The sequence below is a fragment of the Corallococcus sicarius genome, from assembly GCF_003611735.1.
Lineage (GTDB): Bacteria > Myxococcota > Myxococcia > Myxococcales > Myxococcaceae > Corallococcus > Corallococcus sicarius.
On record NZ_RAWG01000043.1, the window covers coordinates 17,402 to 43,901 of the forward strand.

27 protein-coding genes are annotated in these 26,500 nt (G+C 69.6%); 9 read left to right on the forward strand and 18 right to left on the reverse strand.

Going from position 1 to position 26,500, the window contains the following annotated elements:
• The first annotated feature begins 94 nt into the window (after positions 1-94).
• Together D7X12_RS09360 and D7X12_RS09365 are read left to right on the forward strand one after the other, a co-directional pair.
• On the forward strand, positions 95-2,980 hold the full coding sequence (locus D7X12_RS09360; RefSeq protein ID WP_120624920.1) for a YncE family protein: 2,886 nt from the start codon (positions 95-97) through the stop codon (positions 2,978-2,980).
• 119 nt (positions 2,981-3,099) lie between these two features.
• Positions 3,100-3,786, forward strand: coding sequence for an SDR family oxidoreductase (locus D7X12_RS09365; protein WP_120624921.1), 687 nt, complete (start codon positions 3,100-3,102; stop codon positions 3,784-3,786).
• A gap of 18 nt (positions 3,787-3,804) precedes the next feature.
• Here D7X12_RS09365 and D7X12_RS09370 read toward each other — a convergent pair whose 3' ends face one another.
• Together D7X12_RS09370 and D7X12_RS09375 are read right to left on the reverse strand one after the other, a co-directional pair.
• Positions 3,805-4,299 carry a hypothetical protein gene (locus tag D7X12_RS09370; protein ID WP_120624922.1) on the reverse strand — a complete coding sequence of 165 codons (495 nt, stop codon included), beginning with the start codon at positions 4,297-4,299 and terminating at the stop codon, positions 3,805-3,807.
• A 1-nt stretch (position 4,300) separates the two neighbouring features.
• Complete coding sequence (locus tag D7X12_RS09375) at positions 4,301-4,912, reverse strand: hypothetical protein (RefSeq protein ID WP_147443590.1); 612 nt, start codon at positions 4,910-4,912, stop codon at positions 4,301-4,303.
• 82 nt (positions 4,913-4,994) lie between these two features.
• Here D7X12_RS09375 and D7X12_RS09380 point away from each other — a divergent pair, with 82 nt between their 5' ends.
• Both D7X12_RS09380 and D7X12_RS09385 read left to right on the forward strand, forming a co-directional pair.
• A complete protein-coding gene (locus tag D7X12_RS09380; protein ID WP_120624946.1) occupies positions 4,995-5,636 on the forward strand; it encodes a TetR/AcrR family transcriptional regulator in 642 nt (213 codons plus the stop codon).
• Entirely contained in the window at positions 5,633-6,172 is a 540-nt protein-coding gene (locus D7X12_RS09385; RefSeq protein ID WP_120624924.1) for a GFA family protein, read from the forward strand. Before D7X12_RS09380 ends, D7X12_RS09385 begins: the two co-directional genes overlap by 4 nt.
• Positions 6,173-6,231: 59 nt before the next feature.
• On the opposite strand, the gene D7X12_RS09390 is transcribed toward D7X12_RS09385, so the two are convergent.
• Positions 6,232-6,441 carry a hypothetical protein gene (locus D7X12_RS09390; RefSeq protein ID WP_120624925.1) on the reverse strand — a complete coding sequence of 70 codons (210 nt, stop codon included), beginning with the start codon at positions 6,439-6,441 and terminating at the stop codon, positions 6,232-6,234.
• Positions 6,442-6,559: 118 nt separating this feature from the next.
• Here D7X12_RS09390 and D7X12_RS09395 point away from each other — a divergent pair, with 118 nt between their 5' ends.
• Positions 6,560-7,594 (forward strand): PA0069 family radical SAM protein, encoded by a 1,035-nt coding sequence (locus tag D7X12_RS09395; protein ID WP_120624926.1) that lies wholly within the window; start codon positions 6,560-6,562, stop codon positions 7,592-7,594.
• Between the two features lie 31 nt (positions 7,595-7,625).
• Here D7X12_RS09395 and D7X12_RS09400 read toward each other — a convergent pair whose 3' ends face one another.
• The 11 genes from D7X12_RS09400 to D7X12_RS09450 all read right to left on the reverse strand — a co-directional run bounded on the left by D7X12_RS09400 (position 7,626) and on the right by D7X12_RS09450 (position 17,662).
• Positions 7,626-7,874 carry a GlsB/YeaQ/YmgE family stress response membrane protein gene (locus D7X12_RS09400; RefSeq protein ID WP_120624927.1) on the reverse strand — a complete coding sequence of 83 codons (249 nt, stop codon included), beginning with the start codon at positions 7,872-7,874 and terminating at the stop codon, positions 7,626-7,628.
• A 29-nt stretch (positions 7,875-7,903) separates the two neighbouring features.
• Positions 7,904-10,048, reverse strand: a complete 2,145-nt coding sequence (locus tag D7X12_RS09405; RefSeq protein WP_244224450.1) for a M13 family metallopeptidase — start codon at positions 10,046-10,048, stop codon at positions 7,904-7,906.
• A gap of 222 nt (positions 10,049-10,270) precedes the next feature.
• Entirely contained in the window at positions 10,271-10,834 is a 564-nt protein-coding gene (locus D7X12_RS09410) for a chalcone isomerase family protein (protein WP_120624929.1), read from the reverse strand.
• A gap of 40 nt (positions 10,835-10,874) precedes the next feature.
• Entirely contained in the window at positions 10,875-11,963 is a 1,089-nt protein-coding gene (gene serC / locus D7X12_RS09415; protein ID WP_120624930.1) for a 3-phosphoserine/phosphohydroxythreonine transaminase, read from the reverse strand.
• Positions 11,964-12,095: 132 nt separating this feature from the next.
• Positions 12,096-12,824 carry an HvfC/BufC N-terminal domain-containing protein gene (locus tag D7X12_RS09420; protein ID WP_120624931.1) on the reverse strand — a complete coding sequence of 243 codons (729 nt, stop codon included), beginning with the start codon at positions 12,822-12,824 and terminating at the stop codon, positions 12,096-12,098.
• On the reverse strand, positions 12,821-13,666 hold the full coding sequence (gene bufB, locus D7X12_RS09425) for an MNIO family bufferin maturase (RefSeq protein ID WP_120624932.1): 846 nt from the start codon (positions 13,664-13,666) through the stop codon (positions 12,821-12,823). The genes D7X12_RS09420 and bufB overlap by 4 nt, the downstream gene beginning before the upstream one ends.
• A 127-nt stretch (positions 13,667-13,793) precedes the next feature.
• On the reverse strand, positions 13,794-14,036 hold the full coding sequence (locus D7X12_RS09430; protein ID WP_120624933.1) for a hypothetical protein: 243 nt from the start codon (positions 14,034-14,036) through the stop codon (positions 13,794-13,796).
• A 48-nt stretch (positions 14,037-14,084) separates the two neighbouring features.
• On the reverse strand, positions 14,085-14,717 hold the full coding sequence (locus D7X12_RS09435; RefSeq protein WP_120624934.1) for a YceI family protein: 633 nt from the start codon (positions 14,715-14,717) through the stop codon (positions 14,085-14,087).
• A 94-nt stretch (positions 14,718-14,811) separates the two neighbouring features.
• Positions 14,812-16,242, reverse strand: coding sequence for a M61 metallopeptidase family protein (locus tag D7X12_RS09440; RefSeq protein ID WP_208718905.1), 1,431 nt, complete (start codon positions 16,240-16,242; stop codon positions 14,812-14,814).
• 160 nt (positions 16,243-16,402) lie between these two features.
• Positions 16,403-17,125: a TetR/AcrR family transcriptional regulator gene (locus tag D7X12_RS09445; protein ID WP_120624936.1), complete on the reverse strand. Its 723-nt coding sequence runs from the start codon at positions 17,123-17,125 to the stop codon at positions 16,403-16,405.
• A 12-nt stretch (positions 17,126-17,137) separates the two neighbouring features.
• The gene (locus D7X12_RS09450) at positions 17,138-17,662 is read right to left on the reverse strand and encodes a PaaI family thioesterase (protein WP_120624937.1); all 525 of its coding nucleotides are present in this window, start codon (positions 17,660-17,662) and stop codon (positions 17,138-17,140) included.
• A gap of 81 nt (positions 17,663-17,743) precedes the next feature.
• Here D7X12_RS09450 and fabF point away from each other — a divergent pair, with 81 nt between their 5' ends.
• The 3 genes from fabF (at position 17,744) to D7X12_RS09465 (ending at position 21,802) form a co-directional block, all read left to right on the forward strand.
• A complete protein-coding gene (fabF, locus tag D7X12_RS09455) occupies positions 17,744-18,994 on the forward strand; it encodes a beta-ketoacyl-ACP synthase II (protein ID WP_120624938.1) in 1,251 nt (416 codons plus the stop codon).
• Between the two features lie 326 nt (positions 18,995-19,320).
• Positions 19,321-20,931, forward strand: coding sequence for a helix-turn-helix domain-containing protein (locus tag D7X12_RS09460; RefSeq protein ID WP_120624939.1), 1,611 nt, complete (start codon positions 19,321-19,323; stop codon positions 20,929-20,931).
• Position 20,932: 1 nt separating this feature from the next.
• Positions 20,933-21,802 carry a tetratricopeptide repeat protein gene (locus tag D7X12_RS09465; protein WP_120624940.1) on the forward strand — a complete coding sequence of 290 codons (870 nt, stop codon included), beginning with the start codon at positions 20,933-20,935 and terminating at the stop codon, positions 21,800-21,802.
• Positions 21,803-21,838: 36 nt separating this feature from the next.
• Here the strand turns inward: D7X12_RS09465 and D7X12_RS44165 are convergent, their stop codons facing one another.
• The 3 genes from D7X12_RS44165 to D7X12_RS09480 all read right to left on the reverse strand — a co-directional run bounded on the left by D7X12_RS44165 (position 21,839) and on the right by D7X12_RS09480 (position 24,148).
• Complete coding sequence (locus tag D7X12_RS44165) at positions 21,839-22,348, reverse strand: hypothetical protein (RefSeq protein ID WP_244224452.1); 510 nt, start codon at positions 22,346-22,348, stop codon at positions 21,839-21,841.
• Complete coding sequence (locus tag D7X12_RS09475; RefSeq protein ID WP_120624941.1) at positions 22,345-23,127, reverse strand: sulfite exporter TauE/SafE family protein; 783 nt, start codon at positions 23,125-23,127, stop codon at positions 22,345-22,347. Before D7X12_RS09475 ends, D7X12_RS44165 begins: the two co-directional genes overlap by 4 nt.
• Positions 23,128-23,254: 127 nt before the next feature.
• On the reverse strand, positions 23,255-24,148 hold the full coding sequence (locus D7X12_RS09480) for a hypothetical protein (RefSeq protein WP_120624942.1): 894 nt from the start codon (positions 24,146-24,148) through the stop codon (positions 23,255-23,257).
• 143 nt (positions 24,149-24,291) lie between these two features.
• On the opposite strand from D7X12_RS09480, the gene D7X12_RS09485 reads away from it, so the two are divergent.
• Positions 24,292-25,878: a leucyl aminopeptidase gene (locus tag D7X12_RS09485; RefSeq protein WP_120624943.1), complete on the forward strand. Its 1,587-nt coding sequence runs from the start codon at positions 24,292-24,294 to the stop codon at positions 25,876-25,878.
• On the opposite strand, the gene D7X12_RS09490 is transcribed toward D7X12_RS09485, so the two are convergent.
• Entirely contained in the window at positions 25,879-26,499 is a 621-nt protein-coding gene (locus D7X12_RS09490; RefSeq protein WP_120624944.1) for a hypothetical protein, read from the reverse strand.
• Position 26,500 lies beyond the last annotated feature (1 nt).

Here is a 26,500-nt window from a genome sequence, read left to right on the forward strand (position 1 = left end):
CCCTCTTTTCCCCTCCCTTCGGTGGGGGCGATGTCGCGGCGCGCCCTGGTAATTCCGGGTGCGCAGTGATTCCCCGTTCCCCCAGGAGGTCCCGATGGTCTGCACCCCGCAAGTGGGCACGAGCAAGAACCGGTGGCGCGCACGAGCCGGTCTGCTGTGCGCCGCCTTGGCGTTGTTCGTCTCAGCCCGTGCCGCTGCGCAGGCGCCCTCGTTCATCGAGTTCGAGAGCGCGCACGTGCGCCCGTTGGCCCTCTCTCCGGACGGGACGAAGCTGTTCGCCGTCAACACGCCGGACAACCGCCTGGAGGTCTTCAACGTCACCAGCGGGGGCCTGTCGCTCGTCGCCGAGGTGCCGGTGGGTCTGGAGCCGGTGTCGGTCGCCGCGCGCAGCAACACCGAGGTCTGGGTGGTCAACCACCTGTCGGACAGCATCAGCGTGGTGAGCGTGAGCGGCACGCCGCACGTGGTGCGCACGCTGCTCGTGGGTGACGAGCCGCGCGACATCGTGTTCGCCGGCGCCAACGGCCATGCGTTCATCTCCACCTCGCACCGCGGCCAGCAGCGCACGGATCCGTCCATCGCCTCCGTGCCCGGCGCGGGGGATCCGCAGCTCACCACGCCGGGCGTGGGCCGCGCGGACGTCTGGGTCTTCAACCCCGCGTCCCTGGGGACGACGCTGGGCGGCACGCCCGTCCGCATCCTGACGCTCTTCGGCGACACGCCGCGGGCCCTCGCCGTCAGCCCGGACAAGAAGACGGTCTACGCGGCCATCGCCCAGTCCGGCAACCGGACGACGACCATCAACATGGACAGCGTGTGCAACGGCTTCGGCAACGCGGGCGTGTGCCTGGTCCAGCCGGACACGTTCCCGTGGGGCAACAACCTCTTCCTGGGCGGGCTGCCCGGTCCGTCCACGAACGTCGCGGGCGCGAAGGCGCCGGAGACGGGCCTCATCGTCAAGTGGAACAGCGCCCTCAGCCGCTGGGAGGACACGCTCGGCCGCAACTGGAACAACGGCGTGCGCTTCAACCTGCCGGACAAGGACGTCTTCGCCATCGACGCGGACGGCCTGCAACAGAAGGCGTTCTACACGGGCGTGGGAACGACCGTCTTCAACCTGGCCACCAACCCGAAGACGGGCGTGGTGTACGCGACCAACAGTGACGCCAACAACCTCACCCGCTTCGAGGGCCCCGGCGTCTTCGGCGGCAGCACGGTGCAGGGCAACATCGCGAAGATGCGCATCACCGTCATCAAGGGGACGTCGGTGTCGCCGCGCCACCTGAACAAGCACATCGACTATTCGAAGCTGGCCGGCTCCCCCGGCTTCGACCCCACGGCCAGGAACCACAGCCTCTCCACCCCCACGGAGATGGCCCTCTCGAGTGACGGCGCGAAGCTGTACGTGGCCGCGTTCAGCTCGAGCAAGGTCGGCGTCTTCGACACCGCGGCGCTGGAGGCGGACACCTTCAACCCCCGGACGGCGAGCGCCAACTACATCCCGGTGAGCGGCGGCGGCCCCAGCGGCCTGGTGCTGGACGAGGCGCGCAACCGCCTCTACGTGATGACCCGCTTCGACAACGCGGTGAAGGTCATCGACCTCGCCACGAAGAGCCAGGTGGCCTCGGCCGCCCTCTACAACCCAGAGCCCGCCTCCGTCGTGCAGGGCCGTCCGTTCCTCTACGACGCGAACTTCTCCTCGGCCAACGGCGAGGCCTCCTGCGCCAGCTGCCACATCTTCGGCGACAAGGACGAGCTCGCCTGGGACCTGGGCAACCCGGACGACGCGGTGACGACCAACACCATCGACAAGCGCCTCGCGAGCGATCTGGAGATTGGCGCGTTCCGCCTGCTCACCGGCCACCCGAGTTCGGACGTCAACGGCACCGGCAAGCAGGACTCCTTCCACCCGATGAAGGGACCCATGACGACGCAAACCCTGCGCGGCATGTCCACCTCGGGTGCCATGCATTGGCGTGGAGATCGCTCGACCGGCTTCTTCGGCGCGGGTGCGTACGACGAGGCCCTGTCGTTCAAGAACTTCGTCGTCGCCTTCCCGGGGCTGCTCGGCCGCGCGGATCAGCCCACCGAGGCGGAGATGAGCATGTTCACCGACTTCCAGCTCCAGGTGCAGTTGCCGCCCAACCCCATCCGCAACCTGGACAACTCGCTCACCTCGACGCAGGCGGCGGGCCGCGACTTCTACTTCGGCAGCCGCCGCGTGGACGGCCTGGCGATTGGCGCCAACACCGGCTTCAACTGCAACGGCTGCCACACCATTGACGCGTCGCAGGGCTTCTTCGGCACCGACGGTCGCTCGAGCTTCGAGGGAATCAGCCAGATCATGAAGATTCCCCACGTGCGCAACATGTACACGAAGGTCGGCATGTTCGGCTTCCCGGACAACAGCTTCTTCCAGCACCCGGACACCGGGCCCACGGGCGACCAGATCCGCGGCTTCGGCTTCACGCACGACGGCGCCGTGGACACGATATTCCGCTTCTTCAGCGCCATCGTCTTCGCCAACACCAGCATCGGTGGGCCCCTGGTGGGCTTCCGGAACGACGCGGATCGCCGAGGCGTGGAGGCCTACATGCTGGCGGTGGACTCCGACCTGGCGCCCATCGTCGGGCAGCAGGTGACGCTCACGTCGACGAACGCCTCCGCGGTGGGTCCGCGCATCGACCTGCTGCTGGCCCGTGCGAAGGCGCCATTCGTGTCGAAGGTCCTCGGCGGCGCCACGTATGAGGCCGACCTGGTGGCGAAGGCCGCCATCGGCACCCGCGTGAAGGGCTTCCTGTTCGACCGCGGGGCCGGCACGTGGAAGCCCGACGACGGCACCGCCAACATCACCACCACGGCCTTGCGCGCGCTGGCGAACACGCCAGGCCAGGAGGTGACCTTCACCGCGGCACCTCCGGGCTCCGGCACGCGCATCGCGCTCGACCGGAACCTGGACGGCAAGCTCGACGGCCAGTAACCGACCGCCGTTCGTGGCCCCCCTCCTCCGGCGCACCTGGGGAGGCGGGGCCTTTTCGTCTCCGCGAGCCCGCTGCGACAGACGCGACAATGGGGCGGTTCGGTCTAGGGTCTGGCCCCATGAACCTCGTCATCACTGGCGCCAACCGCGGCATCGGCCTTGAGCTCACCCGGCAGTCCCTCGCGCAGGGCGACACCGTGCACGCAGGCACCCGTGATCCGGCGCAGGCCCAGGAGCTCACCGCCCTCGTGGGTGACTCCGGCGGCCGGCTGCACGTGCACGCCCTCGACGTGACAAGCGACGAGAGCGTGCGCGCGTTCGCCGCCGCGCTGACGGGGCCGGTGGAGCTGCTCATCAACAACGCGGGCCTGCGCACCCGGCGCGACGACCTGGAGGACCTCTCGCTCGAGGACGCACTGCAGATGCTCCAGGTGAACGCGCTCGGCACGCTGCGGGTGACGCGCGCGGTGCTGCCGCGGCTTCGCGAGGCGCGGGGTGCGAAGATCGCGAGCCTCAGCTCGGGACTGGGCTCCATCGCGGACAACACGTCGGGCGGCGGCTATGGCTACCGGATGTCGAAAGCGGCGCTGAACATGGCCACGCGCTCGCTCGCGCAGGACCTGCGCGGCGAGGGGATCATCTCGGTGGCCATCAGCCCCGGCTGGGTGCAGACGGACATGGGCGGCGCGAGCGCTCCGACACCGGTGTCGGAGTCGGCGGTGGGGCTGCTCGCGGTGATTGGCCGCTTGAGCCTGCAGGACAGCGGTAGCTACTTCGACTTCCGGGGCGAGCGCATCGCCTGGTGAGCGATGCACTGCGGACCGCTACAGCTCCGCGTCCGCCTGCTCCTGGAAGGCGCTGTACTCGTCGCGCGTCGTGTTCTCCTCGGCCCGGGTGCCCAGCAGATGAACACTGCTGGCGAGGACCTTCTCCGCGCTTCCGGTGAACAGCACCACCTCCGGCTTCGGGGGCCGCCGGGACTGGAACACCTTGCCGCTCTGGCACAGCGCATGGACGGCGTTGGCGACGTCCCAGCGCGCGTCGGCATAGGCGTACTTCCGGAGCTGGGGCGTCTGCTCGTGCGCGTCGACGCTCTTGTAGGCGTAGAAGAGGATCCGTCCCCCGGAGTGGTTCCAGAAGTCGCCCACGGCGTCCTGGAGTCGATCGATGGACAGCTTCGCGGGACGCAGCTCCTCCGCGCTCATCTCGTCCGGGTCCTTGTCGCCGGCCCAATCGGAGTTCAGGAGGTTGTTGTCGAAGAGGAAGCCGATGAACGCCTCTGACACGTAGACGCGGGAGAATTCTCGCAGCAGGTCCATGTCAAGAGGCCCGCAGCAGAGGAAGGGCCGCGCGAAGACGGGCGACGATGCGCGGCTCCGAGAGGTTGCCTTCGTCGTCGAACAGCGCGGCATCGAGGACGCGGCGGCGCTCCTCGTCGTTCATGCCCCCCAGGGCCGACACCCCAGCCTCCACCCCGCCGTGAGCGGCGATGACGTTGCTCAGCGAGAGGGCCGCCTGTGCCGACAAGCGCCCCAGCGCCTCGAACGAGTGCCCCTTCTCCAGCAGACAGCGCGCGGTGAGGCTCCCCTTCACCACGCACACCTCGTTGCTGAACGAGTTGCCGTACATGTCACCGACCACCACGTCCCCCAACACGACGATCTTTCCCATCGTGAGCACGGTCCCTGCGCGCACCGAGCCGGTGACGATGAGGCTCGTATGCGGAGGGTTGACCAGGAGCCCATCCACCTGGAGGTCTCCCAGGATGAGGCAGGACCCGTCCTGCTCGAAGTCGGGCAGGTGCACCGGCCCCCGGACGGCGGGCACTCCCTCCGGGAGCGGACCGAGGTAGTCCCCGAACTGGGCGGGGACGCTCGCATTGAGGCTCGCGGCTTCATCAGCGGACAACGGGCGCGGGGAGGGCAGGCTCATGGGCGAGCACCCTAGCGCCCTGCCCCCGGCCCCAGCCTCAACGAACTTGCTGCCATACCGACCGTACGGTATGGACGTCCTCGTGCCACGACCGACGAAACATCAGCCTGAGCGCGGGGATGCCAGGACCCGCCTGCTCGAGGCCGCTCGCGACACCATCCGAGAGAAGGGCTTCGCCGCGACCTCAGTCGATGAGCTGTGTCAGGCCGCCGCGGTGACGAAGGGCTCGTTCTTCCACCACTTCAAGAGCAAGGAAGCGCTGGGCGTGGCGGCCGCGGAGTATTGGGCCGAGACCACCACCGCCTTCTTCGCGGGCGCGCCCTACCATGCGCCGGACGACCCTCTTGAGCGCGTCCTGGCCTACGTGGCCTTCCGCAAGTCGATCATCGCGGGGGACCTGGCCGAATTCACCTGTCTGGTGGGCACGATGGTGGAGGAGGTCTACGCCATCTCCCCGGCCATTCGTGAGGCCTGCGCCGCCAGCATCTTCGGCCATGCCGCGACGCTCGAAGCGGACATCAGCGCTGCCATCCGGGAGCGGGGCATCTCCAGCGACTGGACCGCGGAGAGCCTGGCGCGCCACACGCAGACGGTGATCCAAGGCGCCTTCGTGCTCGCCAAGGCCGGGAATGATCCCGCGCTCGCGCGCGAAGGCCTGGATCACCTCGACCGATACATCCGCCTCCTCTTCGGCGGCCCCAACAAGAAGAAAGCACGGTCATGACACAGGCCACACCCCTCGGTTGCGTTTGCGGACAGGTCCAGCTCGCGGTGGACGGAGCGCCGATCGTCACCGCCGAATGTCACTGCAACAGCTGCCGTGCGGCCGGCGCGAGGCTCCAGGCCCTCCCCTCGGCGCCATCGTTTCTGGAGCCCCACGGCGGGACGCGCTTCGTCCTCTACCGCAAGGATCGCGTCCGCTTCCTCAAGGGCACCGACCTCCTCAAGGAGTTCCGCCTCACGCCCGAGGCGCCAACGCGCCGGGTCGTCGCCACCTGCTGCAACACGCCCGTCTTCCTCGAGTTCAAGAACGGCCACTGGCTCAGTCTCTATGACTGCCTCTGGCCCGCGGCAACGCGTCCCACGCCAGAGATGCGGACGATGCTCAGTGACCTTCCGGCCGGGACCCAACTCCCCGGTGATGTCCCGAGCGGCAAGCGTCACTCCCTCTCATTCTTCGCCAGGCTGCTCGGCGCGTGGATCGCGATGGGCTTCCGGGTCCCGAAGATCACCGTCGTCCACGGAGAGCTTCAGGTCTGAGTCGAAGAAGCCGGCTCCCGAGCCGTGCTGCTCGGGAGCCGGTGGGAGCGGCCCGGGCGTTACCCGAACGTGTCGCTGTTGCGCTTCTCCTCGAAGGCCTTGTTCAAGACACCCGCCACCCCGCCCATCACCCCGGTCCCCGTCGAAGGGGGCGTGGTGCCGCCGGTGGAGGGCTCTTCCTTGCCGCGGGTGTCCGGCTCCTGCGTTGGCGTGGAGCCATTCTTGGAAGCAGTGGGGAGTGGGATGTTCTTGATGTTGATTCCCGGCATGGCGTTCTCCTCGTGTGTGGGACCTTCAATAGGGAGAGCGCTCAAGGCGAGGAGCCGTCCCAGGAATTTCAAATCAGAACGCCTTGACTGAACGCGCATTCAGCCACACCGTGGACCGGTGAAACCCCGTCCCGTCGACAATCCGCCCAACCCCTGGGCGAGCACCGCGGTGGAGTACCTGGATGAAATCCCGCCTGCCCGGCTGGAGATCTACGAGGACCACAGCCGCTCGGTGGTGGCGAAGAACGACAGCCCCGACGTGTGCTTCTCCTGGAGCGTCAACCCGTACCGGGGCTGCCTCCACGCCTGCGCCTACTGCTACGCGCGGCCCACGCACCAGTACCTGGACTTCGGCGCGGGCACCGACTTCGAGACGCGCCTCGTCTTCAAACCCCAGGCCCCGGAGCTGCTGCGCGAGCACTTCGAGCGCCCGTCCTGGAAGGGGGAGACCGTCGTCTTCAGCGGCGTCACCGACTGCTACCAGCCCCTGGAGGCGTCGCTGCGGCTCACCCGCCAGTGCCTGGAGGTCTGCGCCGAGTACCGCAACCCCGTGGGCATCATCACCAAGGGCGTGCTGATTGAACGCGACTTGGACGTCCTCCAGCGGCTCGCGGGCGAGGCGCGGCTGTCCGTGAGCATCAGCCTGCCCTTCCACAACGAGGAGCTGGCGCGCGCCATGGAGCCGCTCGTCGCCACGCCGAAGCGGCGGCTGGGCACCATCCGGAAGCTCGCGGAGGCCGGCATCGACGTGGCCGTGTCCGTGGCCCCCATCATCCCGGGGCTCAACGACGAGGACATCGCGCGGGTGCTCGCGTCCGCGCGGGAGGCCGGGGCTACGCGCGCGCACTACACGCTGCTGCGGCTGCCAGGGCCCGTGCAGCAAGTCTTCGAGGAGCGCCTGCGCGCGAAGCTGCCCCTGCGCGCGGACCGGGTGCTGCACCGCATCCGCGAGACGCGCGGCGGGGAGCTCACCGACAGCCGCTTCAAGCACCGCATGCGCGGCGAGGGGCTGTACGCACAGACCATCCACCAGCTCTTCGCGACCTCGGCGCGCAAGGTGGGCATGCGCGCCTCGTCCATCACGGAGGCCGCGCCGGACACCTTCCGGCGTCCGACGCGGGCCTCCACCTCGCCCCAGCTCTCGCTCTTCTAGGCGAAAGCCGCGGGGCGAGGGGCCCTGCCAGCTATTTCCGGATGGCTTGCAGGATGGACAGCAGGAGGACCGCGCCCACCGTGGCCACCAGCAGCGAGTACAGGTTGAAGCCCGTCACGCCCCGGCCCCCGAAGAAGCTGAACACCCAGCCGCCCAGCATCGCGCCCACGATGCCGGCGACGATGTTGGCGAGCATCCCCATCCGGGCATTGGTGCCCTTGATGATGCTGGCCAGCCAACCCGCGATACCACCCAACACCAGCCACGAGCAGATTCCCATGCCGTCCTCCCTCGAAAAAGGCCGGAGCCTTACCAGACCTCACAGCGATTCGCAGCGGGAGCGACCATCTTCGTTCCCTGCTGGCAGGAAAACGCCTGCTGGAACTGCGGCAGGTTCGTCACCGGACCATTGACGCGCAGGAACGCGGGCGCATGTGAGTCCGTCAGCGCCCGCTGCCTCGCCGCTTCGTTACGAATCTTCGAGCACCACGATTGCGCGTGCGCGAGGAAGAACTGCTGGCCCGGGGTGAAGCGGTAGGACGTCGCCTTCGCCGCCTGGTCCGGGTGCTTCGCCAGGTACGCCTCCATCGCCGCGTACGCCAGCTTGAGGCCGCCCAGGTCCGCCACGTTCTCGCCCAGCGTGAGCCGGCCGTTCACCTTCACCTCGTCCACCGCCGTGTAGCCGTCGTACTGATTCCGCACGCACGCCACGCGCTCGCGGAAGGCCTTGTCGGACGCCGGGGTCCACCACGTGCGCAGGTTGCCCTCCGCGTCGAACTGGCGGCCCTCGTCGTCGAAGCCGTGGGTGATTTCGTGGCCCACCACCATGCCCATGGCGCCGAAGTTCACCGGCGCGGTCGCCTCCCGGTTGAAGAAGGGCGGCTGGAGGATGCCCGCGGGGAAGGCGATCTCGTTGGTGGCCGCGTTGTAGTAGGCGTTCACCGTGGGCGGCGACATGAACCACTCGGTGGGGTCCACCGGCTGGCCCACCTTGCGCAGCTTGCGCGCCTGTTCGAACGCATCCGCCGCCAGGTAGCTGTCCAGGAACGAGTCGCGCCGGATTTCCAGGCCGTCATAGCGGCGCCACTGGTCCGGGTAGCCAATCTTGTTGGTGATCTTCCGCACCTTCACCAGCGCCTGCGCCTTGGTCTCCGCGTCCATCCACTTCAGCGTGTCCAGGTTGCGCTCGAAGGACTGCTCAATCTGCTGGACCATGTCCAGGGTGGTGGCCTTGCCCTCGGCGCCGAAGGTGCGCGCGATGAAGGGCTTGGCGAGCGCGTGCGGCAGCGCGTCGTCGGTGACCTCCACGCACTTCTTCCAGCGCGCCAGGTCCACCTTCGCGCCGGTGAGGACGGAGGACTCGAAGCGGAAGAACTCGTCGCGCACCGCCTTGGGCAGCGTCGTCTGCACCTCCTTCACGAAGTGATAGGAGAGGTACGGGCCCATGTCGGAGGGCCGCTGCTGGCGCACCAGCGCGGACACCTCCGCGAAGAACTTCGGCTGCGTCACGTTGAGCGCGTCGCCCGGGGGCAGGCCCACCTCCGCGAAGTAGGTGTCCCACTGGAAGGCGGGCGCCAGCTTCTTGAGGCCCTGGCGCTCCAGCCGGTGGTAGACCTTCTCCGGCTCGCGCGTCTCCTCCTTGGGGAGCGCCGCGGTGGCGAGCCGCGTCTCGATGGCGAGGATGCCCGTGGCCTTGCGGCTGGCGACGAAGGGCGCGTCACCCAGCAGTTCGAAGACCTTCTGCACGTGCGCCTGGTAGACGGCGCGGGCCTCGCGCATCTTCAGGTCGGGCTTCAGGTAGTAGTCGCGGTCCGGCAGGCCCATGCCGCCCGTGCCCACCACGGCGATGACCTTCGTCGAGTCCTTCTGGTCCTGATCCGAGTACACCTTGAAGAGGGCCTGCACGTCGCGCGCGTGCAGCCACGCCACCGCCTTCGCCACGTCCTGCGGGCTCTTGAGCCCGGTGAGCTTCGACAGGTACGTGCGCAGGACGGGCAGCGACTGCTCCAGCTTCGGCTCGTCCATGCAGGCGCCGTAGTAGTCACCCAGCAGCTTCTCCTCCGGCGTGCCCTCACCCTTGCCTTCCGCGATGCCGGTGAGGATGTCGCGCAGCACGGTCTGGTTGCGCTCGGCCACGGTCTCGAAGCCGCGGCTCCAGCGCGCGCGCTCGGGGGGGATCTCCGTGGTCTTCAGCCAGCCGCCACAGGCGTAGGCGTAGAAGTCCTCACAGGGGTTCGCGGACGGATCCATCACCGCGGCGTCCAGGCCGGGCGGCATCGCGCGCTCGCCCGGGGGCACGGCGGCGGCGGCCGGGGTGGACTGCTGCGCGGCCGGCGCTGAGGCGGTGGCGGCCACAGGAGGGGTGGAGGCCCGGGAAGGCTCAGGGGTGGGCTCCGCCGTCTTGCAGGCGGCGCCAAGGACACAGGAGGCAGCGAACAGGGCCAGTCGCTTCACAACGTTCTCCAGCACGAACAAGGGGTGGGGTCGTCTCGGCGCGCATCAACGCCCGACCTGCCAGGGCATTCCAGCGTCAACTGCAGGCCAGCGGCCCTGACGCCCCGCGCTGTCCACCACTGAAGCAATGGGGCGAAGAAACGACGACGCCCCGCGGAGGGGCCCTCCGGGAAGGAGGGACCTCGCGGGGCGCAGGCCGCAAGACGGGTCAGGCGGGGTGCGTCAGTCTTCCTTGCCCAGCATCCCGTCGCGGAGGCCACCGTCCACGGGGTCCTTGCCCAGCCACACGGAGAAGAGGGCGTCCGCGAAGTCCTTGCCCTCCACGTCGATGGCCGGACCGCCCTTGGTCTGCACGTTGGTGCCCTTGCCGGGGATGTAGGTGAGGATCAGCTCCTCGCCTTCCTTGATCTCCGCGGGGATGGCGGCCTTGAAGGTGTCCAGGCGGGCCTGGAGCTTGGGCAGGTTGGCGCCCGCGTTCTTCTTGAAGCCGTTCTCGATGGCCTCGGTGATCTGGTCCTTCTTGAGGTCGCGCTTCATGAACATGCGCACGCGCTTGATCTCATCCGCGGCGAGAATCTGGGCGGCGTCCTTCGACGGCGTCTCCACGTACAGGCCCACGGTGTAGACCTTGAAGATGGCCTTCTTGCGCAGGCCGACGCCGTTGAGCTTGAGCTCCTTGCCATTCACCGTGGCGGTGTCCGGGTACTTCACCCCGGCGATGTCCTTGGCCATGACGGGCGCGGCGAGCGTCAGGGACAGCAGCACGGCGGTCAGCGTCTTCTTCATGGAATGCCTCCAGGTTGTTCTGCGCAATGTCGACGTGAGCCTACCCGTGCATCTTCACGAAGTGATCCATGAAGGACGTCAGCGTTTTGACGTCCTGCGGCGAAACCGCGTTGTACATCGACACGCGGATGCCGCCGGCGGTGCGGTGGCCCTTGAGTCCCACCATCTGCGCCTGCTTCGCCTGCGCGACAAAGGCCGCATCCAGCTCCTCGGTGGGAAGGTGGAAGACGACGTTCATCACTGAACGGGACTCGCGCTCCACGGGGGCCCGGTAGAAGCCGGCGTTGCGGTCGATGGCGCCGTAGAGCAGGTCCGCCTTCTCGCGGTTGCGCTGCTCCAGCGCGGGCAGGCCGCCCAGCTCCTTCGCCCACGCGAGCACGTTGCGCACCAGGTAGATGGCGAGCGTGGGGGGCGTGTTGTAGAGCGAGTGGTTCTCCGAGTGGGTCGTGTAGCGGAAGTACTTGGGGATGTCCTTGCGGCCCTTCGCGAGGAAGTCCTTCGCCGCGATGATCAGCGTGACGCCGGAGGGCCCCAGGTTCTTCTGCGCGCCCGCGTAGATGAACGCGAAGCGGCTCACGTCGGTGGGCCGCCAGAGGAAGTCGGAGCTCATGTCCGCCACCAGCGGCACGCTCCCCACGTCCGGGAAGGTGTGCCACTGCGAGCCGAAGATGGTGTTGTTGCTCGTCAGGTGCACGTAGGCGGCGCGGGGGTCGAGCTGCAGCTCGGACTGCTTGGGGACGCGCTGGTAGCGCTTGTCCGCCTGCACGGTGGTGGCCGCGACGCGGGGCGTGCCGAAGAACTTCGCCTCGTCCAGGGCCTTCTCGCTCCAGACGCCCGTCATCAGGTAGTCGGCGGAGGCGCCCGGCGACAGGAAGTTCATGGGCACCTGGGCGAACTGCTGGGACGCGCCGCCGGTGAGGAACAGGACCTCGTGCGTGGACGGGATGCCCAGCAGCTCCGTGAGCAGCGCGATGGCCTCGTCGTGGACGCCCTCGTAGTCCTTGCCCCGGTGGCTGTGCTCCATGATGGACATGCCCGTGCCGTGGAAGTCGAGCAGCTCATCCCGGGCCTGCTCGAGGGCTGGCAGGGGCAGACCGGCGGGGCCGGCGTTGAAGTTGATGACGCGCATGGCGGGGACCTCACGGTGGGAAACGACGTCCCCCATTCTTCTCCCCGACCGGGCCCCCGAGGCCAGCGCGAAGCGTCATGCCCGCCTGCCTCCTGTTGGAAATCTCCGATGGCGGATCCGCCCTCCTCCGCCCTACCCCGCGGGCCGCAGCACCAGTCCGTCCACCGCGAAGCGCACCACCTCCGCGTGGACGGCCGTCGCGGCCATGCCGGTGGCCTGGGCGACCGCGTCCTCGGACAGGCCCTCCACGGCCATCTTCAGCACCAGCAGCGCGGGCGGTGTGGCCTCCATGTAGAAAGTGACGAGCCGCTCCGGATGGCGCCACAGCAGCGCCAGCTCGTCACCGGCCACAGGGCCAGCGCCACGGTCCTGCGAGCGCACGTACGCACAGAGCCGATAGGGCTGCTCCAGCACGGCCAGCGTGGGGTTCGGCGTGAGCTGCTCCACGCGCTCCGGGATGACCTCCTCGGAGGCGAACACCGCGAAGTCCGTCCACTCGAAGCGCGCCAGCGCGGGCAGGAACGGCGGCAGCGCCTTCTGCCCGGCGGCCTCCGCGACGAAGGGCGCGAAGCCCTCGCCCAGCCGGTTGAGTTCGTGGTGCCGCGCGGGCCGCGTGCGCGTGTAGCCCTCCACCAGCGCGTCCCACGCCTCGGCCGTCAGCGCCTGGCGCGTGAGCGGGAAGAGCTTCTCCAGCGTGGAGCGCACGTGGCCGCGCACGAACTGGCCGTAGAGCGCCATGCGCTCGGGCGCGACCTCCCAGCCCGGGTGCGCCGCGGACAGCTTCGACAATCCCTCCGCGCCGTGCGGCCCCGCGAGGTACGCATCCATGCTGTCGAAGAAGTGCTTCAGCGCGGGCTTCATCGCGACACCTCCGCGAGCACGCTCCGCGCCTGATCCGCTTCGTCCAGGACGGCGTCCAGCGACGGGATGGCCTGATCCCACTCAATCAGCGTGGACACCGGGCCGGTGCGCTCCAGCGTGTAGCGGTACAGCGCCCACACGTCGTCGCAGACGCGGTCGCCGTGCGTGTCGATGAGCACGCGCTCGCCCACGTCATGGCCGGCCAGGTGCACCTGCACCACGCGCTCCAGCGGCAGCGCGTCCACGAAGGCGCGCGGGTCATAGCCGTGGTTCTTCGCGTTGACCCAGACGTTGTTCACGTCCAGGAGCAGCCCGCAGTCCGCGCCCTCCACCACCTGGCGCAGGAAGTCCGCCTCCTGGAGCGTGCCGCCCGGCATGGCCGCGTAGTAGCTGGGGTTCTCCAGCAGGAAGGGCCGCTCCACGCGCGCCATCACCTCGCGCACGCGCGGCACCACGTGCTCCACCGCCTCCTCCGTGAAGGGCAGCGGCAACAGGTCATGCAGGTGCACGCCGCCCAGGCGCGAGTAGCAGAGGTGATCCGAGAAGAACGGCGCATCCAGGCGCTTCACCAGCCCGGCGAGCCGCGTGACGTAGTCGTCGTCCAGCGCGTCCGGCCCGCCGATGTTGAGCCCCACGCCGTGCGGCAGGAGCGTCCAGCGCTCGCGGCACGCGTCCAGCGCTCGCTGGGGGCGGCCACCCAGCGACAGGAAGTTCTCCGGGATGATCTCCACCCAGTCCAGCGCGCGGGCGGTGCGCGGCAGCGCTTCGTAGAAGTCGCGGCGCAGTCCGATGCCCGCCCCCAGCGGCTTCAACCCATGGCGGTGTGAATAGCGGGGCGACATGCGAAGGGACCTCCGGGCGGAGCCGCGCGCGGGCGGGGTGAAAACAACACGGGCGGCAGGAAGGAGTCTTCCCACCGCCCGCGAGCAAGGGAGGGACCCGACCTTCCGGGCCCTCCGCTGGCGATGCCTACTTCTTGTGGCTGCAGGAACCGGAGCCGCAGCTGCCCTCGGCGCCCTTCTCCGGGGTGGCGGCGGGCTGCGTGGCCTCGGTGCCCTGCGCCTCGGCGGGCTTCGCGCTGCAGTTGGCCTCGGCGGCCTTCTCGGACGAGGCGGCCTGCGTGCCCTCCGCGGCCTTGTTCGAGGCACAGCCGGTGGCCAGCGCGCCGAGGGAGAGGGTGCCGACAACCGCTGCAAGGGCCTTGACGTTCATGGTGTTGCTTCCTTTCGTACCGCGGGGGGATGACTACGGGAAAAGCGTCTACGGCTTGAACTGCGTGGAGCCCCAGGCGTCGACGGTGACATCCGCCTTCTCGCCCACCTTCAGCACCAGCGCCTCGGTGCGCTGGATGCCGTAGGACTCCAGGGGAAGCTGGAACTTCGCGCGCACGCGCAGCAATTCACCGGCGGCGCGGTGCTTCGTCTCCGCCGTCTCCTGCAGGTACGTGGCGGTGACCTCCACCGGCTCCTCGCGCGTCACGCCGTGCACGGTGAAGGAGCCCTTCGCCTTCACCGTCACCGGCTTCGCATTGGCGAGCGGCGCGGGCAGGGCCACGTCCTTGAACTCGAAGATGATGTCCGGCGACTTCGCCGCGTCCAGCCAGCGGTCGTTGCGCAGATGTCCGTCGCGCGTGTCGTTGCCCGTCTTGATGGAGACCACCGGGACCTGGAATCGGCCACTGGCCTTCTGTCCCTTCACCTCCACGCGGCCCTTCACCTGGTTGGACAGGCCGTTGATGACCTCCAGGGGCGCGTCCAGCACGAACATCACCGTGTCGCGGCCATTGGGGTCGTTGAAGACGAACGTCTTCGCGGCGGCGGGTGCGGGGGTGGGCTCCGCGGCGGTCGCGGGGAGCGACAGGACGGCGGCGAGCATCAGGACGCTGCGGAACATGACGGACCTCTTCTACGGATGCCGCGGACCTCGCGGATGCATGCGATACGCGACACCCGCCGGAACGGTTACGGCCCTGCCCCATTCCCAGTGTTCACCCCGCGTCATCCGAGGGCCGTCCACCCTCCACCGCTTCACGCAAGGCGCTCTCCGGGGCAGCGAGCAGCTTGACGCCACCCGGGTCAATCTGGACTCCAAGACGGTCTAACAAAGTTCCCAGGTCAGAGAAAGCCGGAACTGAGAGCTGGTGGGCGAGCAGCGCGTCGAAGAGGGGCTGCCCTGCGACGGTGTCCACGGCGGCGCCGAAGCCCGCGAGCGAGGACGTGGAGCCGCGCGTCGCGAGCAGCTCCAGCACGTCGTCCAGGCGCTGCTTCCCCTGCGTCACGCGCCGCAGCTCCACGTCCAGGAGCAGCGCGAAGTGGGCACCGGTCCAGTAGACGCCCAGCCAGTTGCGCTCCTCCGCGACGACCTCCGCCATGGTGCGCGAGCCCGCGGCGGACTGACCGCGCGCGAAGCCCTCCGTCAGCTCCTGCCACGCGCGCTCGGCCGTCTGACGTCCGGAGCGGGCGCGGGCGACCTCCGTGTAGTAGGTGGCCAGCCCCTCGGTGAGCCACGCCACGCGCGGCATCAGCGTGGGGTGCGTCAGGTGCAGCATCTCGTGCACGGCGATCCAGTCGCCGGTGAAGGACGCGGCGGTGGTGTCCTGGCCCACGAGGATGGAGATGCTGGGGGGAGAGCTTGGCTGGAGCATGCCGAAGAGGGCGGGCTCCGCCTCGCCCGGCACGGGCACGACACGCACGGTGATGCGCGGATGCGGGAACGTCTTGCGCACGGTGCCCACCTCGCGCGCGGCCTGCGCGAGCCAGGCGCACACGTCCGCGTCCGTCAGGTGCGTGAAGTGGCCCAGCAGCGCGACCTCCACGACGGAGGCACCGGCGCGGACTTCGCACCTGCGACCGCCGAAGCCGTGGAAGCCCGAGTCCACGAGGTCCTCACCGCGCAGGTGATACACGCCCGCGTCGTCCGCGAACCAGGGCAGGAGCGCGTCCGTGCCGGACACGGTGAACTCCACGCGCAGGTCGGGCGTCACAGAGCGCGGGCGCAGCAGGTAGGCCTTGCCGGCCAGGTGCCACGCGTCCCCTTCCCCCATGCCGGAGAAGAACGCGCGATGGCCGCCCTTCGCGTGGGACTCCAGCGGGTAGCGGTAGCGCACGAAGCGCGTCCCGGAGGGCACGTGCACCGCGCCGTCATGCACGCGCAGCGAGCGCGCGGAGCCGTCCTCGCGCCAGGCCCATACGGAGTCCACGCGCTCCGGCTCGCGGAAGAGGAAGTCGCGGGGGGACGACGGCAGCAGGACGATCTCCACGTCCAGGCCCGCTGTGGGCTCCCGCGTGTACGTGACGTTGTAGCGAAGCGCCGCCACGTCCCGCCGGGGCAGCGAAGGACGCGCGGTGGCGCAGGCCCCCAGGGTGAGCGCGAAGAGGAGCAGCACCGCGCGAGGCACCCTCGTCTTCAAGCCATCCACGCGGCACCGCCTTTTTCGCTGCCCCCGGTCCGGACAAGAGGACCCCACGGCGTACCCCGTGCCGTCCAGCCCGGAGTGTCAGCACACGGCGATGAGCGTCGGAAGGTGGGCGCCGTACATTGGAGCGGCGCTCAGGCTCGGCTCCGACGCCGCCCTTCCCTCAGCGTGCCTGTTTCTTCCGTGAGGAGCGGACACGTCGCGTGGGCGCGGTTCCCGGTTCCGGCGCCGGTGCGCTGGCGCGCTTTGCCCGAGGCTGTCCGCCCGTCTTCCGCACGGGCCGGGAGCGAGGCACCGCTGCGTCCGGCACCGGCGCACCGGCAATCAGCATCGCCCGGGCCGCGTCGAGGAGCTCCGCCGACACGGCCTGCGAACCGGTGGCCCGCGCGAGCGTCATCGCGCCGAAGCACAGCGCCACCGTCGCCAGCATCTGCTGCCGGGGCGTCGCGCCCTCCCGCTCCGGCAGATGGACTGCCGCCGCGTCCACCAGCTCCTCCAGCCCGTCAGAAAACGACGCCTGGACCTCCGCCGGCGCGCGCGTCAGGTCCGACAGGAGCGACGGCATCATGCAGCTCGTCTGCCCGGTGTCCCGGTTGTAGAGGCTCAGGTAGCGGCGCGCGAAGTGATCCAGGAACGCTGTTCCCCGCAGCCCCTCCAGCCCCGCCAGCCAGCGCGCCTTGCGCTCGTCCATGAACGCGTGCAGCGACTCCGCGAGCAGCGCCTCCTTGGAGGCGAAGTGCGCGTAGAAGCCGCCCACCGTCAGGCCCGCGGCGCGCATCACCCGCTCCACGCTCGCCCCGCTGAAGCCCTCCGCGCGGAACAGCTTCTCCGCGGCCGCCAGGATGCGCGCGTGCGTGGCCTGCTTGTGCTCGGTGGTGTAGCGCATCGCTCCGGCCCCCTACTCCTTCGCGCCCGCCTGCTGTGGCCGGAAGATCATGCACGTCGTGGTGCCGTGGGCGTAGAGGTTCCCCTTCTCGTCCGTCAGCCGGCCCTGCGCCGTGGCCACCCGGCCCCCGACGTGGATGATCTCCCCCCGGCACTGCAAAGGGCCCGTGTCATGCGCGATGCCCCGCACGTAGTTCACGTGCAGCTCCAGCGTGGTGTACCCCGCGCCCACCGGCAGCATCGTGTGGACCGCGCACCCCATCGCCGAGTCCATCAGCGTGGCCGCGAGCCCGCCGTGCACCATGCCAATCGGGTTGTAGTGGTGCTCGCCCGGTTGCACGCCGAACACCACCTTGCCCTCCTCCAGGTCCACGAGCGTGAAGCCCATCAGCTCCGCGATGGGAGGCCCCGGCAGCTCGCCCCGCTGGATGGCGCGCAGGTACTCCATCCCTGACAGCTTCTTCGCCGCCGCGGCACCCTCACGGGGATCCTTCCACGTCACCGTCCGCGTGCGCGGGTTCGTTGCCTGGTCGCTCATCGGGGCTCCTTCACGACTTGAATTCATGGAAGTATGACCGTAATACCATCCCGTTCAGACACCCGGGTCAAGGAGCATTCCATGGAGCAGCGGCGCGTCGTGGTGACAGGGATGGGGCTCATCAGCCCGTGTGGCACCGGCCTGGAGAAGAGCTGGGACGCGTTGATCCACGGCCGCAGCGGCGTGGGGCCCATCACGCTGTTTGACGCCAGCAAGCTCGACTGCCGCTTCGCCGGCGAGGTGAAGGACTTCCAACCGGAGGACTTCATCGAACGGCGCGAGGTGCGGCGCATGGACCGCTTCGCGCAGTTCGCGGTGGCGGCGGCGGACATGGCCATCGCCGACGCCGGGCTCGTCATCACCCCCGAGAACGCGGAGCGCGTGGCGACCATCATCGGCTCCGGCATCGGCGGCATCCGCAGCATGGAGGAGACGTACCAGAAGGCGCTGGAGAAGGGGCCCGACCGCATCAGCCCCTTCTTCATCCTCCAGATGATCATCAACATGGCGCCCGGCTACGTCTCCATGCGCCACGGCATCAAGGGCCCCTCGTGGTCCACCAACTCCGCGTGCTCCACCAGCGCCCACGCCATCGGTGAGGCCCTGCGCGGCATCCAGCGCGGCGAGTTCGACACCGCCGTGGCGGGCGGCGCGGAGGCCCCCATCTCCCTGCTGGGCGTGGGCGGCTTCGCCGCGATGAAGGCCCTGTCCACGCGCAACGACGCCCCCCAGGCCGCGAGCCGCCCGTTCGACCGGGACCGCGACGGCTTCGTGCTCGCGGAGGGCGCGGGCATCCTCATCCTGGAGGCGTACGAAGTCGCCAGGGCCCGGGGCGCCCGCATCCTCGCGGAGGTGGCGGGCTACGGCGCCAGCTCCGACGCCCACCACGTCACCGCCCCCGCCCCGGAGCACGAGGGCGCCCAGCGCGCCATGCGGGCCGCCCTCAAGGACGCGCGCCTGGAGCCGTCCGCCATCGGCTACCTCAACGCGCACGGCACCTCGACGGACATCGGCGACCTGCTGGAGATGCAGGGCATCGCCCGCGTGTTCGGTGACGCGGCCGCCCGGCTCGCCATCTCCTCCACCAAGTCCATGACGGGCCACATGAACGGCGCGGCCGGCGCCGCCGAGGCCGTCATCAGCATCCTGGCCCTCACCCGGGGCGTGCTCCCCCCCACCATCAACCTGGAGCACCAGGACCCGCGCATCCCGCTCGACTGCATCCCCAACGTCGCCCGCGAAAAGCGCGTGGACGCCGTCATGAGCAACTCCTTCGGCTTCGGCGGCACCAACGTCGCCCTCGTGTTCCGCCGGCCGCCAGAGGCCTCCTGAGGGGCCCCGTCATCCTTTGTAAAAAACCGTGCGCGGATTTACTGACTTTTCCCCAGTTCTGCCGCAGCGCGTTGGTAAAGGTTTGACAACGTGCGGCGCGGGCGACTGCTCCCCACACCGGCTACACCTGAAAGCCGCATGATTACATGGGATTACGTAGGCCCTGGCCCAGGAGGGAGGCAGTCAACCCTCTGCGCGTCGCCTGTGGGACAGCGCTCCGGCGAGGCAGAAACGTTTATTGCAAATCGGTAAATCGATTTGCAGAGTGGATCCAGAGACCCGGTGTCGGACACGTCGTCTGACGCGGCCCACCGGTGGCTGGAGCCATGAACAACGACAACGCTCTGAACGCGAACGTGGGGCTGAAGCTTCGAGGCCTGCGGTTGCAGCGCAACATCAAGCAGGCGGACGCCGCCAAGGACCTGGGCGTTTCGCCCGCGTACCTGAACCTCATCGAGAAGGGCAAGCGGGTCATGCCCTTCCCGCTGCTGTGGAAGGCGCTGCGCTACCTGGAGCAGGACCCCGAACAGTTCATGTCCACGCTGGGCGAGGGCCGCGTGGACGAGGCCCTGGCGAAGCTGCTGGATGAACCGCTGCTCAAGAGCCTGGACATCGACTCCGAGTCGCTCCAGTCGCTCTCCGCGGAGCCGAAGCTCGCCGGCACCGTCGCGGCCCTCTTCAACCTCTACAAGAACACGCGCACGCAGCTGGAGAACGTGCTCGCGCAGCTCAACGTGGAGGAGCGCACGCGCACGCAGGGCTCCCCTTCCGGCAACGGCCTGGGCAACACGCCGGGCGTGCGGTTCGACTACTCGCCCTTCGACGAGGTCAGCGACTTCCTGGAGAAGCACCGCAACTACTTCCCGGAGCTGGAGGAGCAGGCGGAGGGGCTGCGCCGCGACTTCCGGCTGGAGCAGCAGATCACCAGCAGCCAGCTCACCCGCATGCTGGAGGAGCGCTTCGACTACAAGGTGCGGATTGAGCGCGCCAACAGCGGCTCGTCCGTGGTGCGCAGGCTGGACCTGGATGCGCGCACGCTCACGCTGTCACCGGACCTCACCGAACAGCCCCTGAAGTTCCAGATCGCCGCCTCCATCGGCTTGATGGTGATGGACCGCGAGAAGCTGGTGGAGCGCATCCTGGGCGCCGGGCGCATGCGGCACGGGGAGACGGAGCGGCTCATCAAGGTCAACCTCGCGAACTACTTCGCGGGCGCGCTGATGCTGCCCTACAGCGAGTTCTTCCGGGAGGTGCAGCGCACGCGCTACGACGTGGAGCTGCTCTCCAACGTCTTCGGCACCACCTACGAGACGGTGGCGCACCGCATCTGCAACCTGTCCGACCCCAAGCGACAGGGCATCCCCTTCCATTTCCTGCGCGCGGACATCGCCGGCAACATCTCCAAGCGCTACAGCGGCACCGGCATCCGCTTCGCGTCGGGCGGCGGCTCTTGCGCGAAGTGGGCGGTGCACCTGGCGTTCCTCAACCCGTCGCAGATTACCCGGCAGTACTCCATCATGCCGGACGGCACGACGTACTTCTGCTTCGCGAAGGTGCAGCTGCAGCCCATTGAAGGCTCCATCGTGAAGGGCACCGCGTACTCCATCGGCCTGGGCACGCACGCGGAGAACGCGAAGTACCTGGCGTACGGCCTGCCCACCAACGACCTGCGCAAGGACGCCATCCCCAGCGGCATCTCCTGCCGCTTCTGCGAGCGCACGGACTGCAACCAGCGCGCGGCGGCCAGCTACCGCTTCGCCTTCGCCTTCGACGAGTACACGAAGAAGGACTGCTTCTTCTCCCCGCTGCTCGTCCACGAGAAGGAGAAGAGCGAGCGCAACGGAAACCCCGAGCCGGACGGCAATGGCGCTGACGGCAGCGAGAAGCATGATTCGCTGGACAGGGCCGCCCGGCGCCGCAAGGGTAGCGAGAGCTGACATGCACCCGCCCGACACCGAACGCGCCCACATCGCCGACGCCATCCAGAAGCAGCAGAACGCGCTCGCCTCGCTGCGCATCACCGGAGCCCCCGCTGAAGTAGGCCAGGGGCTGGTGACGCTCGCGGAGCTGCACGGGATGCTGGAGGACCACGCCGCCAGCCGCGAGCACTACGAAGAGGCGCTGCGCTTCTTCAAGACGGCGGGCAACAAGCCCGGCCAGGCGCAGGCCCTCTTCGGCCTGGGCGTGGTGAAGGCCCACTTCGAGGACCACCGGGGCGCCATCGAGCACATGGCCCTGGCCGCCGGCCTCTTCAACGAGGCGAGGGACCGCGACGGCGAGGCGCTCACCCGCGCCTGCATCGGCGAGTCCCTGCGCGCGATGGGCGAGGTGGACGGCGCCGAGGAGAAGTACCAGGAGGCGCTCATCCTCTTCCGCCAGACGCGCAACACGGAGCGCATGGCGCGGCTGCTGCTGGACATTGGCGATCTGCGCATGGCCAAGGGCGAGTACGAGCCCGCGCGCAAGCGGTTCCTGGAGGCCGTGCCGCTCCTGGAGCAGGGCGAGGATCCGGAGGCGCTCGCGCTGGGCCACCTGCTGCTGGGCGAGTCCGAGGGGCTCTTGGGCCACCACGACAACGCGCGCCCGCACCTGCTGCGCGCGGTGGACGTGTACGAGGGCCTGCATGACCACGTCTACGAGGCCCGCGCCCGCTGGGACCTGGGGCTGTCCTGCTACTACCTCCAGGACTTCCCCGCGGCCCGCGCGCAGTTCGAGGCCGTGCTGCCGCTGTACGAGGACCAGGGCCGCCACGAGGACGTGGCCAAGGTGAAGAACATCCTCGCGCACTTCACCGCGCGCGGCGTGTAGTCACCGCGCGCGGCGTGGGCCTCTACGCCGCGTGTGTCAGGCCTGGAAGCCCGCGCCCACCGCGAGCGCCAGCAGGCCCAGCACCCCCGCGGCGATGGCGGTGTAGCGCCACTCGCCGCGCAGGCCCAGCAGCGTCCCCGCCATCGCGAGCCGCGCCACCGGCGTCACCAGCAGCATGGACGCCGCGCCCTTGCGCAACAGGTCGATGGCCACGTGCACGGACTCGTCGCGCGGCAGCAGCTCCAGCGCGAGCGACGCCACGAACATCCCACCGCTCATCACCGCCCCGGTGCGCAGCATCCGCGCGATCCACCGCTCCCCCCTGCTGGCACGCGCTGCCCACCGCCGCGCGTGGGGCTGGCCCTCCGGCTGGGTGACGGGCTCTTCGGGGAACGCCTCTGGAAAGGACTCCGGGAACGCCTCCGGGAACGCCTCCTGCGCGGGCAGGGCCACGGCCTGCGCCTGCGCGTTGCGCGGTGGAGGCGCGGGCTCAGCCCCCCTCACCGACGGGTGCACACCCTGCATCAAGGGACCGACTTCGTTCATTTCCACAGACTCGGCCACAACCCCTCCCCACCCTTCCAAAGCATCTGGCCGGCCACCAGAAGCAGTACCGCCGCGAAGAGCTTCTTCAAGACCGCGGTTGGAACCTTCGGCATCCAGCGGCTGCCCACCGACGCACCGGCCAGCACCCCGACAACGAGGGGCGCCACGAGCGCGAGGTTCAGGTGGCCGCGCCACGCGTACGCCGCCACGCTCGCGGCCCCGGTGACGCCCACCATCAGGTTGCTGGTGGCGCTGGCCACCTTGAAGGGCACGCGCATGCCGTAGCTCATCAGCGGCACCTTCAGCGGGCCGCCGCCCACGCCCAGGAGCGCCGACAGGCCCCCCGCGACGAACGAGCCGGAGATGCCCAGCGGATAGTTGACGGGCACGTACTGCGTCGTCGTCACCGGCTCCTGCACCGGCGCGCGGAGCAGCAGCATCTGCAGCGACACGAAGAGCGTGAAGAGGCCGAACACCACCGCCACCATCGCCTCCGCGACGAAGGCCGCGACGAGCCCGCCGACGATGGCGCCCATCACCGTGGCGAGCTCCAGCGTGAGCCCCAGCCGCAGGTCACTCAGCTTGTTCTCCACGTAGCTGGCGGCGGCGGCGCAGGAATTGGCCACCACGCACATCAGGCTCGCGGGGACGGCCTGCTCCAGGGGGATGCCGAAGCCCAGCACCAGCACGGGCACCAGCACGATGCCGCCACCAATGCCCAGCAGCGCGCCCAGCCCGCCCGCCATCACGCCCGACGCCATCAGGAGGAATACCGTCATTCCCTATCGAGGATAGGGAACGCTCCCTGGTTCGGATAGCGCGACACCGGCGTCGGTACGTGGCTCGATTGGCCGGATGCCCTCCACGCGAACATCGCCTCCGACGCGCGGCGTGGATGCACGTTCACTAGGCGGCAGTGGCCCCCAGGGTCCCCTCGGGGAACTCCTCGAAGAAGCGCGCGCGCGTGCGGGGCGTGTAGGTGCCTCGCGCCATGTACCCGTGCAGCCTCTTGATCAACCCGCGCGTCACGTCCAACGCGGCGTCCACCTCCGCCGCGAAGTCGAAGACGTCATTGCGGTACAGCTCCTGGAAGGACAGCTGCGTGTACGCCGGCAGCGCCCGCACGCGTCCCAGGGGACTGGAGAGGAAGAGGCCGGAGACATAGAGGCCGCGCACCCAGCCATCCAGGTCCGCCTTGGTGGGCGCCTCGCCCACGCTCCCCTGCGACGCCAGCCGCACGAGTTCGTAGATGCCCCGGCCAATGCCGCGCAGCGGGATGCCCTCGCTCTTCACCACCTGGAACTTCTCGCGCAGGCGCGAGGTGCCCACGCCGTCCGAGCCCTCCAGTTGGCGCAGGTAGAACAGCGTCTGGGCCCACTCCACCTGCCGGCGCGCGTCCCAGGCCCGCTCGCCCTTGCGGCGGTGGCGCAGCACCAGCGCGTCCACCAGCGGATGGAGGCGCCGGTCCAGGCTCAGGTGGGTGAAGTAGCCGGCGAGGATGGCCAGCCCCGCCTCGGTGCCCACGAGGGCCCCGGTGGCGACGAGCTCCGCCATCTTGAGTCCCATGCCGACCGGGGCGCGCTCGTGGTACAGCCGCGCGAAGGGGGGCCAGCCAGCCTCCGGCAGCAGCATGGACAGCCCCCCGCGCACGCCCGCGCACAGCGGCAGGTCCGGCAGCGCCGCCCCGAAGCGCGCATAGGGCAGATCTTCCGACAACGCTCGCACCCAGTCCGCGGGGAGCCCGTCGGGATGGGCCGCCAACCGTTCGATGGCCGTCAGATGGAGCAACAGGGTGGGCATGGAGGACCCAGAGCTATCCAGCGCGCCGGGGCAATGCAATGCCGGAGTGGCAACCAGCGCTTTGCGAGCAACACGGCGCGCGTCTACAGTCGCGCCCTTCGGATCACCTCTTCTTCCCATCCAGTCCAGGAGTCCAAGTCGCCATGCAATTCAGTCTCGTCTCCGGTGACGCCGCGCCGGTGAGCGGTGAGCTGCTCGTCATCCCCCTCTTCGAGGGCGAGCTGGGTGATGCCGCCCCCGCGCCGCTGGCCACCGCCGACTCCGCCCTGGATGGCAAGCTGCGCGCCGCGGCCACCCAGGAAGGCTTCAAGGGGAAGGGGGATCAATCCTTCCTGCTGCACACCCTGGGGCGCCTGGGCTCTGATCGCATCCTGCTCCTGGGCCTGGGCAACCGCGCGCGCTTCCAGCCGGAGGTGCTGCGGCTCGCCGCGGGCCGCGCGGCCAAGACGGCGCAGCGGCTGAAGGCGACCGCCATCGGCTTCCGGCTGCCCGCCACCGACAACGCGGAGGCCGCCGTGCGCGCCGCGGTGGAGGGCCTGGAGCTGGGCGTCTACCGCTTCGACAAGTACAAGTCCGCCGCGCGCGAGGAGAAGGGAGCGCCCAAGCTCACCCGCGCCACCCTCACCCTGCCCCAGGGCACGGAGAAGTCGCGCGCGCTGGAGGACGCGCTCGCGCTGGGCCTCAAGCTGGCGGAGGCCGTCAACTGGGCGCGCGACCTGGTCAACGAGCCCCCCAACGTCGTCACGCCGTCCCGGCTGGCGCAGGCCGCGCAGCAGGCCGCGAAGGAAGCGGGCCTCCAGGCGGAGATTGGCGGGCGCAAGGAGATTGAACGCCTGAACATGGGCATGTTCCTGGGCGTCACCGCCGGCAGCGTGCAGGAGCCCCGGCTCATCCACCTGGTCTACACGCCGAAGAACGCGAAGGACGCGAAGCGCGCCCCGCTGGCGCTCGTGGGCAAGGCCGTCACCTTCGACTCCGGCGGCCTGTCGCTCAAGCCCACCGAGGGCATGGTGGAGATGAAGACGGACATGGCGGGTTCGGCCGCGGTGCTGGCCGCCATGAAGGTCATTGGCAGCGTGGTGAAGCCGCCCTTCCCGGTGCACGCCTTCATCGGCGCGTGCGAGAACATGCCGTCCGGCACCGCATACAAGCCGGGTGACATCCTCACCGCGCGCTCCGGCAAGACGGTGGAGATCACCAACACGGACGCCGAAGGCCGCCTCGTCCTGGGTGACATTCTCACCTGGGCCGGCGAGCACGAGCCGTCCGCCATCATCGACCTCGCGACCCTCACGGGCGCGTGCATGGTGGCGCTGGGCAACTACATCGTGGGCGCGTTCGGCGACGACGACGCCACGGTGAACAGCGTGCTGGACGCCGCGAAGGTCGCGGGCGAGGAGATGTGGCGCCTGCCCGTCACCGACCTGCAGAAGGACGCGCTGCGCTCCGAGGTCGCCGACATGAAGAACTCCGGCGAGCGCTGGGGCGGCGCCATCAACGCGGCCCTCTTCCTCAAGGAGTTCGTCGGCGACGTGCCGTGGGTGCACCTGGACATCGCCGGTCCGTCCAACAGCCCCAAGGAGCGCGGCTACTTCAACAAGGGCGCCACCGGCGTCGGCGCGCGCACGCTGGTGGAGCTGGTGCGCCAGCGGGCCACGGACGTCGCGACGCTGCCTGAGCCCAAGGCCTCCGCGCCCGCGAAGCGCGCGAAGGCGAAGACGGCCCGCTAGCTAGCGCGGGTCGCCGGGCTCGGCTTCGGGCGCGCGGGGCACCGCGCGCACGGCCACGCTCGGCTCCGGGAGCGGACGGACACCCTCCAGCAGGGTGTCCACGCTCTGCATCACGTCCTCGGACACCTCCGTGGGCCAGGTGGCCAGCATCATCAGCACGCGGCCCCCGTTGCCCTCGCGCACGGCCACCTTGCCGCGCACGCCCTCCCCCACCTGGAAGTCGAACCCCACCGAGTTGTCCGACAGCGCGATGGGCTGCACGTCCGACGTGGTGAAGCCCGGCTGCTGGCGCAGGCCCTGCGTCAGCCGCTCGGCGAACTGGGTGGGCGTGGCCACGCCGGGCGCCACCTGGAGCACCACCTGGGCCCCCGAGCCGCGGTGGCGCAGGATGACCGGGATGGCGAGCCCCTCCGGGGTGCGCTCGTTCGTCTCGTCCAGCTGCCACTCCGCCGTGGGGCGGATGATTTCAAAGCCCAGGTCCTCGTCCACGTAGCGCCGCGTGGTGGACGCGAGGCCCGCCTCGGTGGAGCCCGAGCCCCCCGTGCCGGTCTCCGCCTGCGTCACCGCCGGCCGGGACGCGCTACACGCCGTGCTCAGCACCAGCACACCCCACCCCCACATC

Bases quoted from the DNA above. Each gene is read 5' to 3' on its own strand.
- D7X12_RS09360 (WP_120624920.1), top strand. From the start codon at position 95: ATGGTCTGCACCCCGCAAGTGGGCACGAGCAAGAACCGGTGGCGCGCA.
- D7X12_RS09365 (WP_120624921.1), top strand. From the start codon at position 3,100: ATGAACCTCGTCATCACTGGCGCCAACCGCGGCATCGGCCTTGAGCTC.
- D7X12_RS09370 (WP_120624922.1), bottom strand. From the start codon at position 4,299: ATGGACCTGCTGCGAGAATTCTCCCGCGTCTACGTGTCAGAGGCGTTC.
- D7X12_RS09375 (WP_147443590.1), bottom strand. From the start codon at position 4,912: ATGAGCCTGCCCTCCCCGCGCCCGTTGTCCGCTGATGAAGCCGCGAGC.
- D7X12_RS09385 (WP_120624924.1), top strand. From the start codon at position 5,633: ATGACACAGGCCACACCCCTCGGTTGCGTTTGCGGACAGGTCCAGCTC.
- D7X12_RS09390 (WP_120624925.1), bottom strand. From the start codon at position 6,441: ATGCCGGGAATCAACATCAAGAACATCCCACTCCCCACTGCTTCCAAG.
- D7X12_RS09400 (WP_120624927.1), bottom strand. From the start codon at position 7,874: ATGGGAATCTGCTCGTGGCTGGTGTTGGGTGGTATCGCGGGTTGGCTG.
- D7X12_RS09410 (WP_120624929.1), bottom strand. From the start codon at position 10,834: ATGAAGAAGACGCTGACCGCCGTGCTGCTGTCCCTGACGCTCGCCGCG.
- serC (WP_120624930.1), bottom strand. From the start codon at position 11,963: ATGCGCGTCATCAACTTCAACGCCGGCCCCGCCGGTCTGCCCCTGCCA.
- D7X12_RS09420 (WP_120624931.1), bottom strand. From the start codon at position 12,824: ATGAAGCCCGCGCTGAAGCACTTCTTCGACAGCATGGATGCGTACCTC.
- bufB (WP_120624932.1), bottom strand. From the start codon at position 13,666: ATGTCGCCCCGCTATTCACACCGCCATGGGTTGAAGCCGCTGGGGGCG.
- D7X12_RS09430 (WP_120624933.1), bottom strand. From the start codon at position 14,036: ATGAACGTCAAGGCCCTTGCAGCGGTTGTCGGCACCCTCTCCCTCGGC.
- D7X12_RS09435 (WP_120624934.1), bottom strand. From the start codon at position 14,717: ATGTTCCGCAGCGTCCTGATGCTCGCCGCCGTCCTGTCGCTCCCCGCG.
- D7X12_RS09445 (WP_120624936.1), bottom strand. From the start codon at position 17,125: ATGCGCTACACCACCGAGCACAAGCAGGCCACGCACGCGCGCATCCTG.
- D7X12_RS09450 (WP_120624937.1), bottom strand. From the start codon at position 17,662: ATGAGCGACCAGGCAACGAACCCGCGCACGCGGACGGTGACGTGGAAG.
- fabF (WP_120624938.1), top strand. From the start codon at position 17,744: ATGGAGCAGCGGCGCGTCGTGGTGACAGGGATGGGGCTCATCAGCCCG.
- D7X12_RS09460 (WP_120624939.1), top strand. From the start codon at position 19,321: ATGAACAACGACAACGCTCTGAACGCGAACGTGGGGCTGAAGCTTCGA.
- D7X12_RS09465 (WP_120624940.1), top strand. From the start codon at position 20,933: ATGCACCCGCCCGACACCGAACGCGCCCACATCGCCGACGCCATCCAG.
- D7X12_RS44165 (WP_244224452.1), bottom strand. From the start codon at position 22,348: ATGAACGAAGTCGGTCCCTTGATGCAGGGTGTGCACCCGTCGGTGAGG.
- D7X12_RS09475 (WP_120624941.1), bottom strand. From the start codon at position 23,127: ATGACGGTATTCCTCCTGATGGCGTCGGGCGTGATGGCGGGCGGGCTG.
- D7X12_RS09480 (WP_120624942.1), bottom strand. From the start codon at position 24,148: ATGCCCACCCTGTTGCTCCATCTGACGGCCATCGAACGGTTGGCGGCC.
- D7X12_RS09485 (WP_120624943.1), top strand. From the start codon at position 24,292: ATGCAATTCAGTCTCGTCTCCGGTGACGCCGCGCCGGTGAGCGGTGAG.
- D7X12_RS09490 (WP_120624944.1), bottom strand. From the start codon at position 26,499: ATGTGGGGGTGGGGTGTGCTGGTGCTGAGCACGGCGTGTAGCGCGTCC.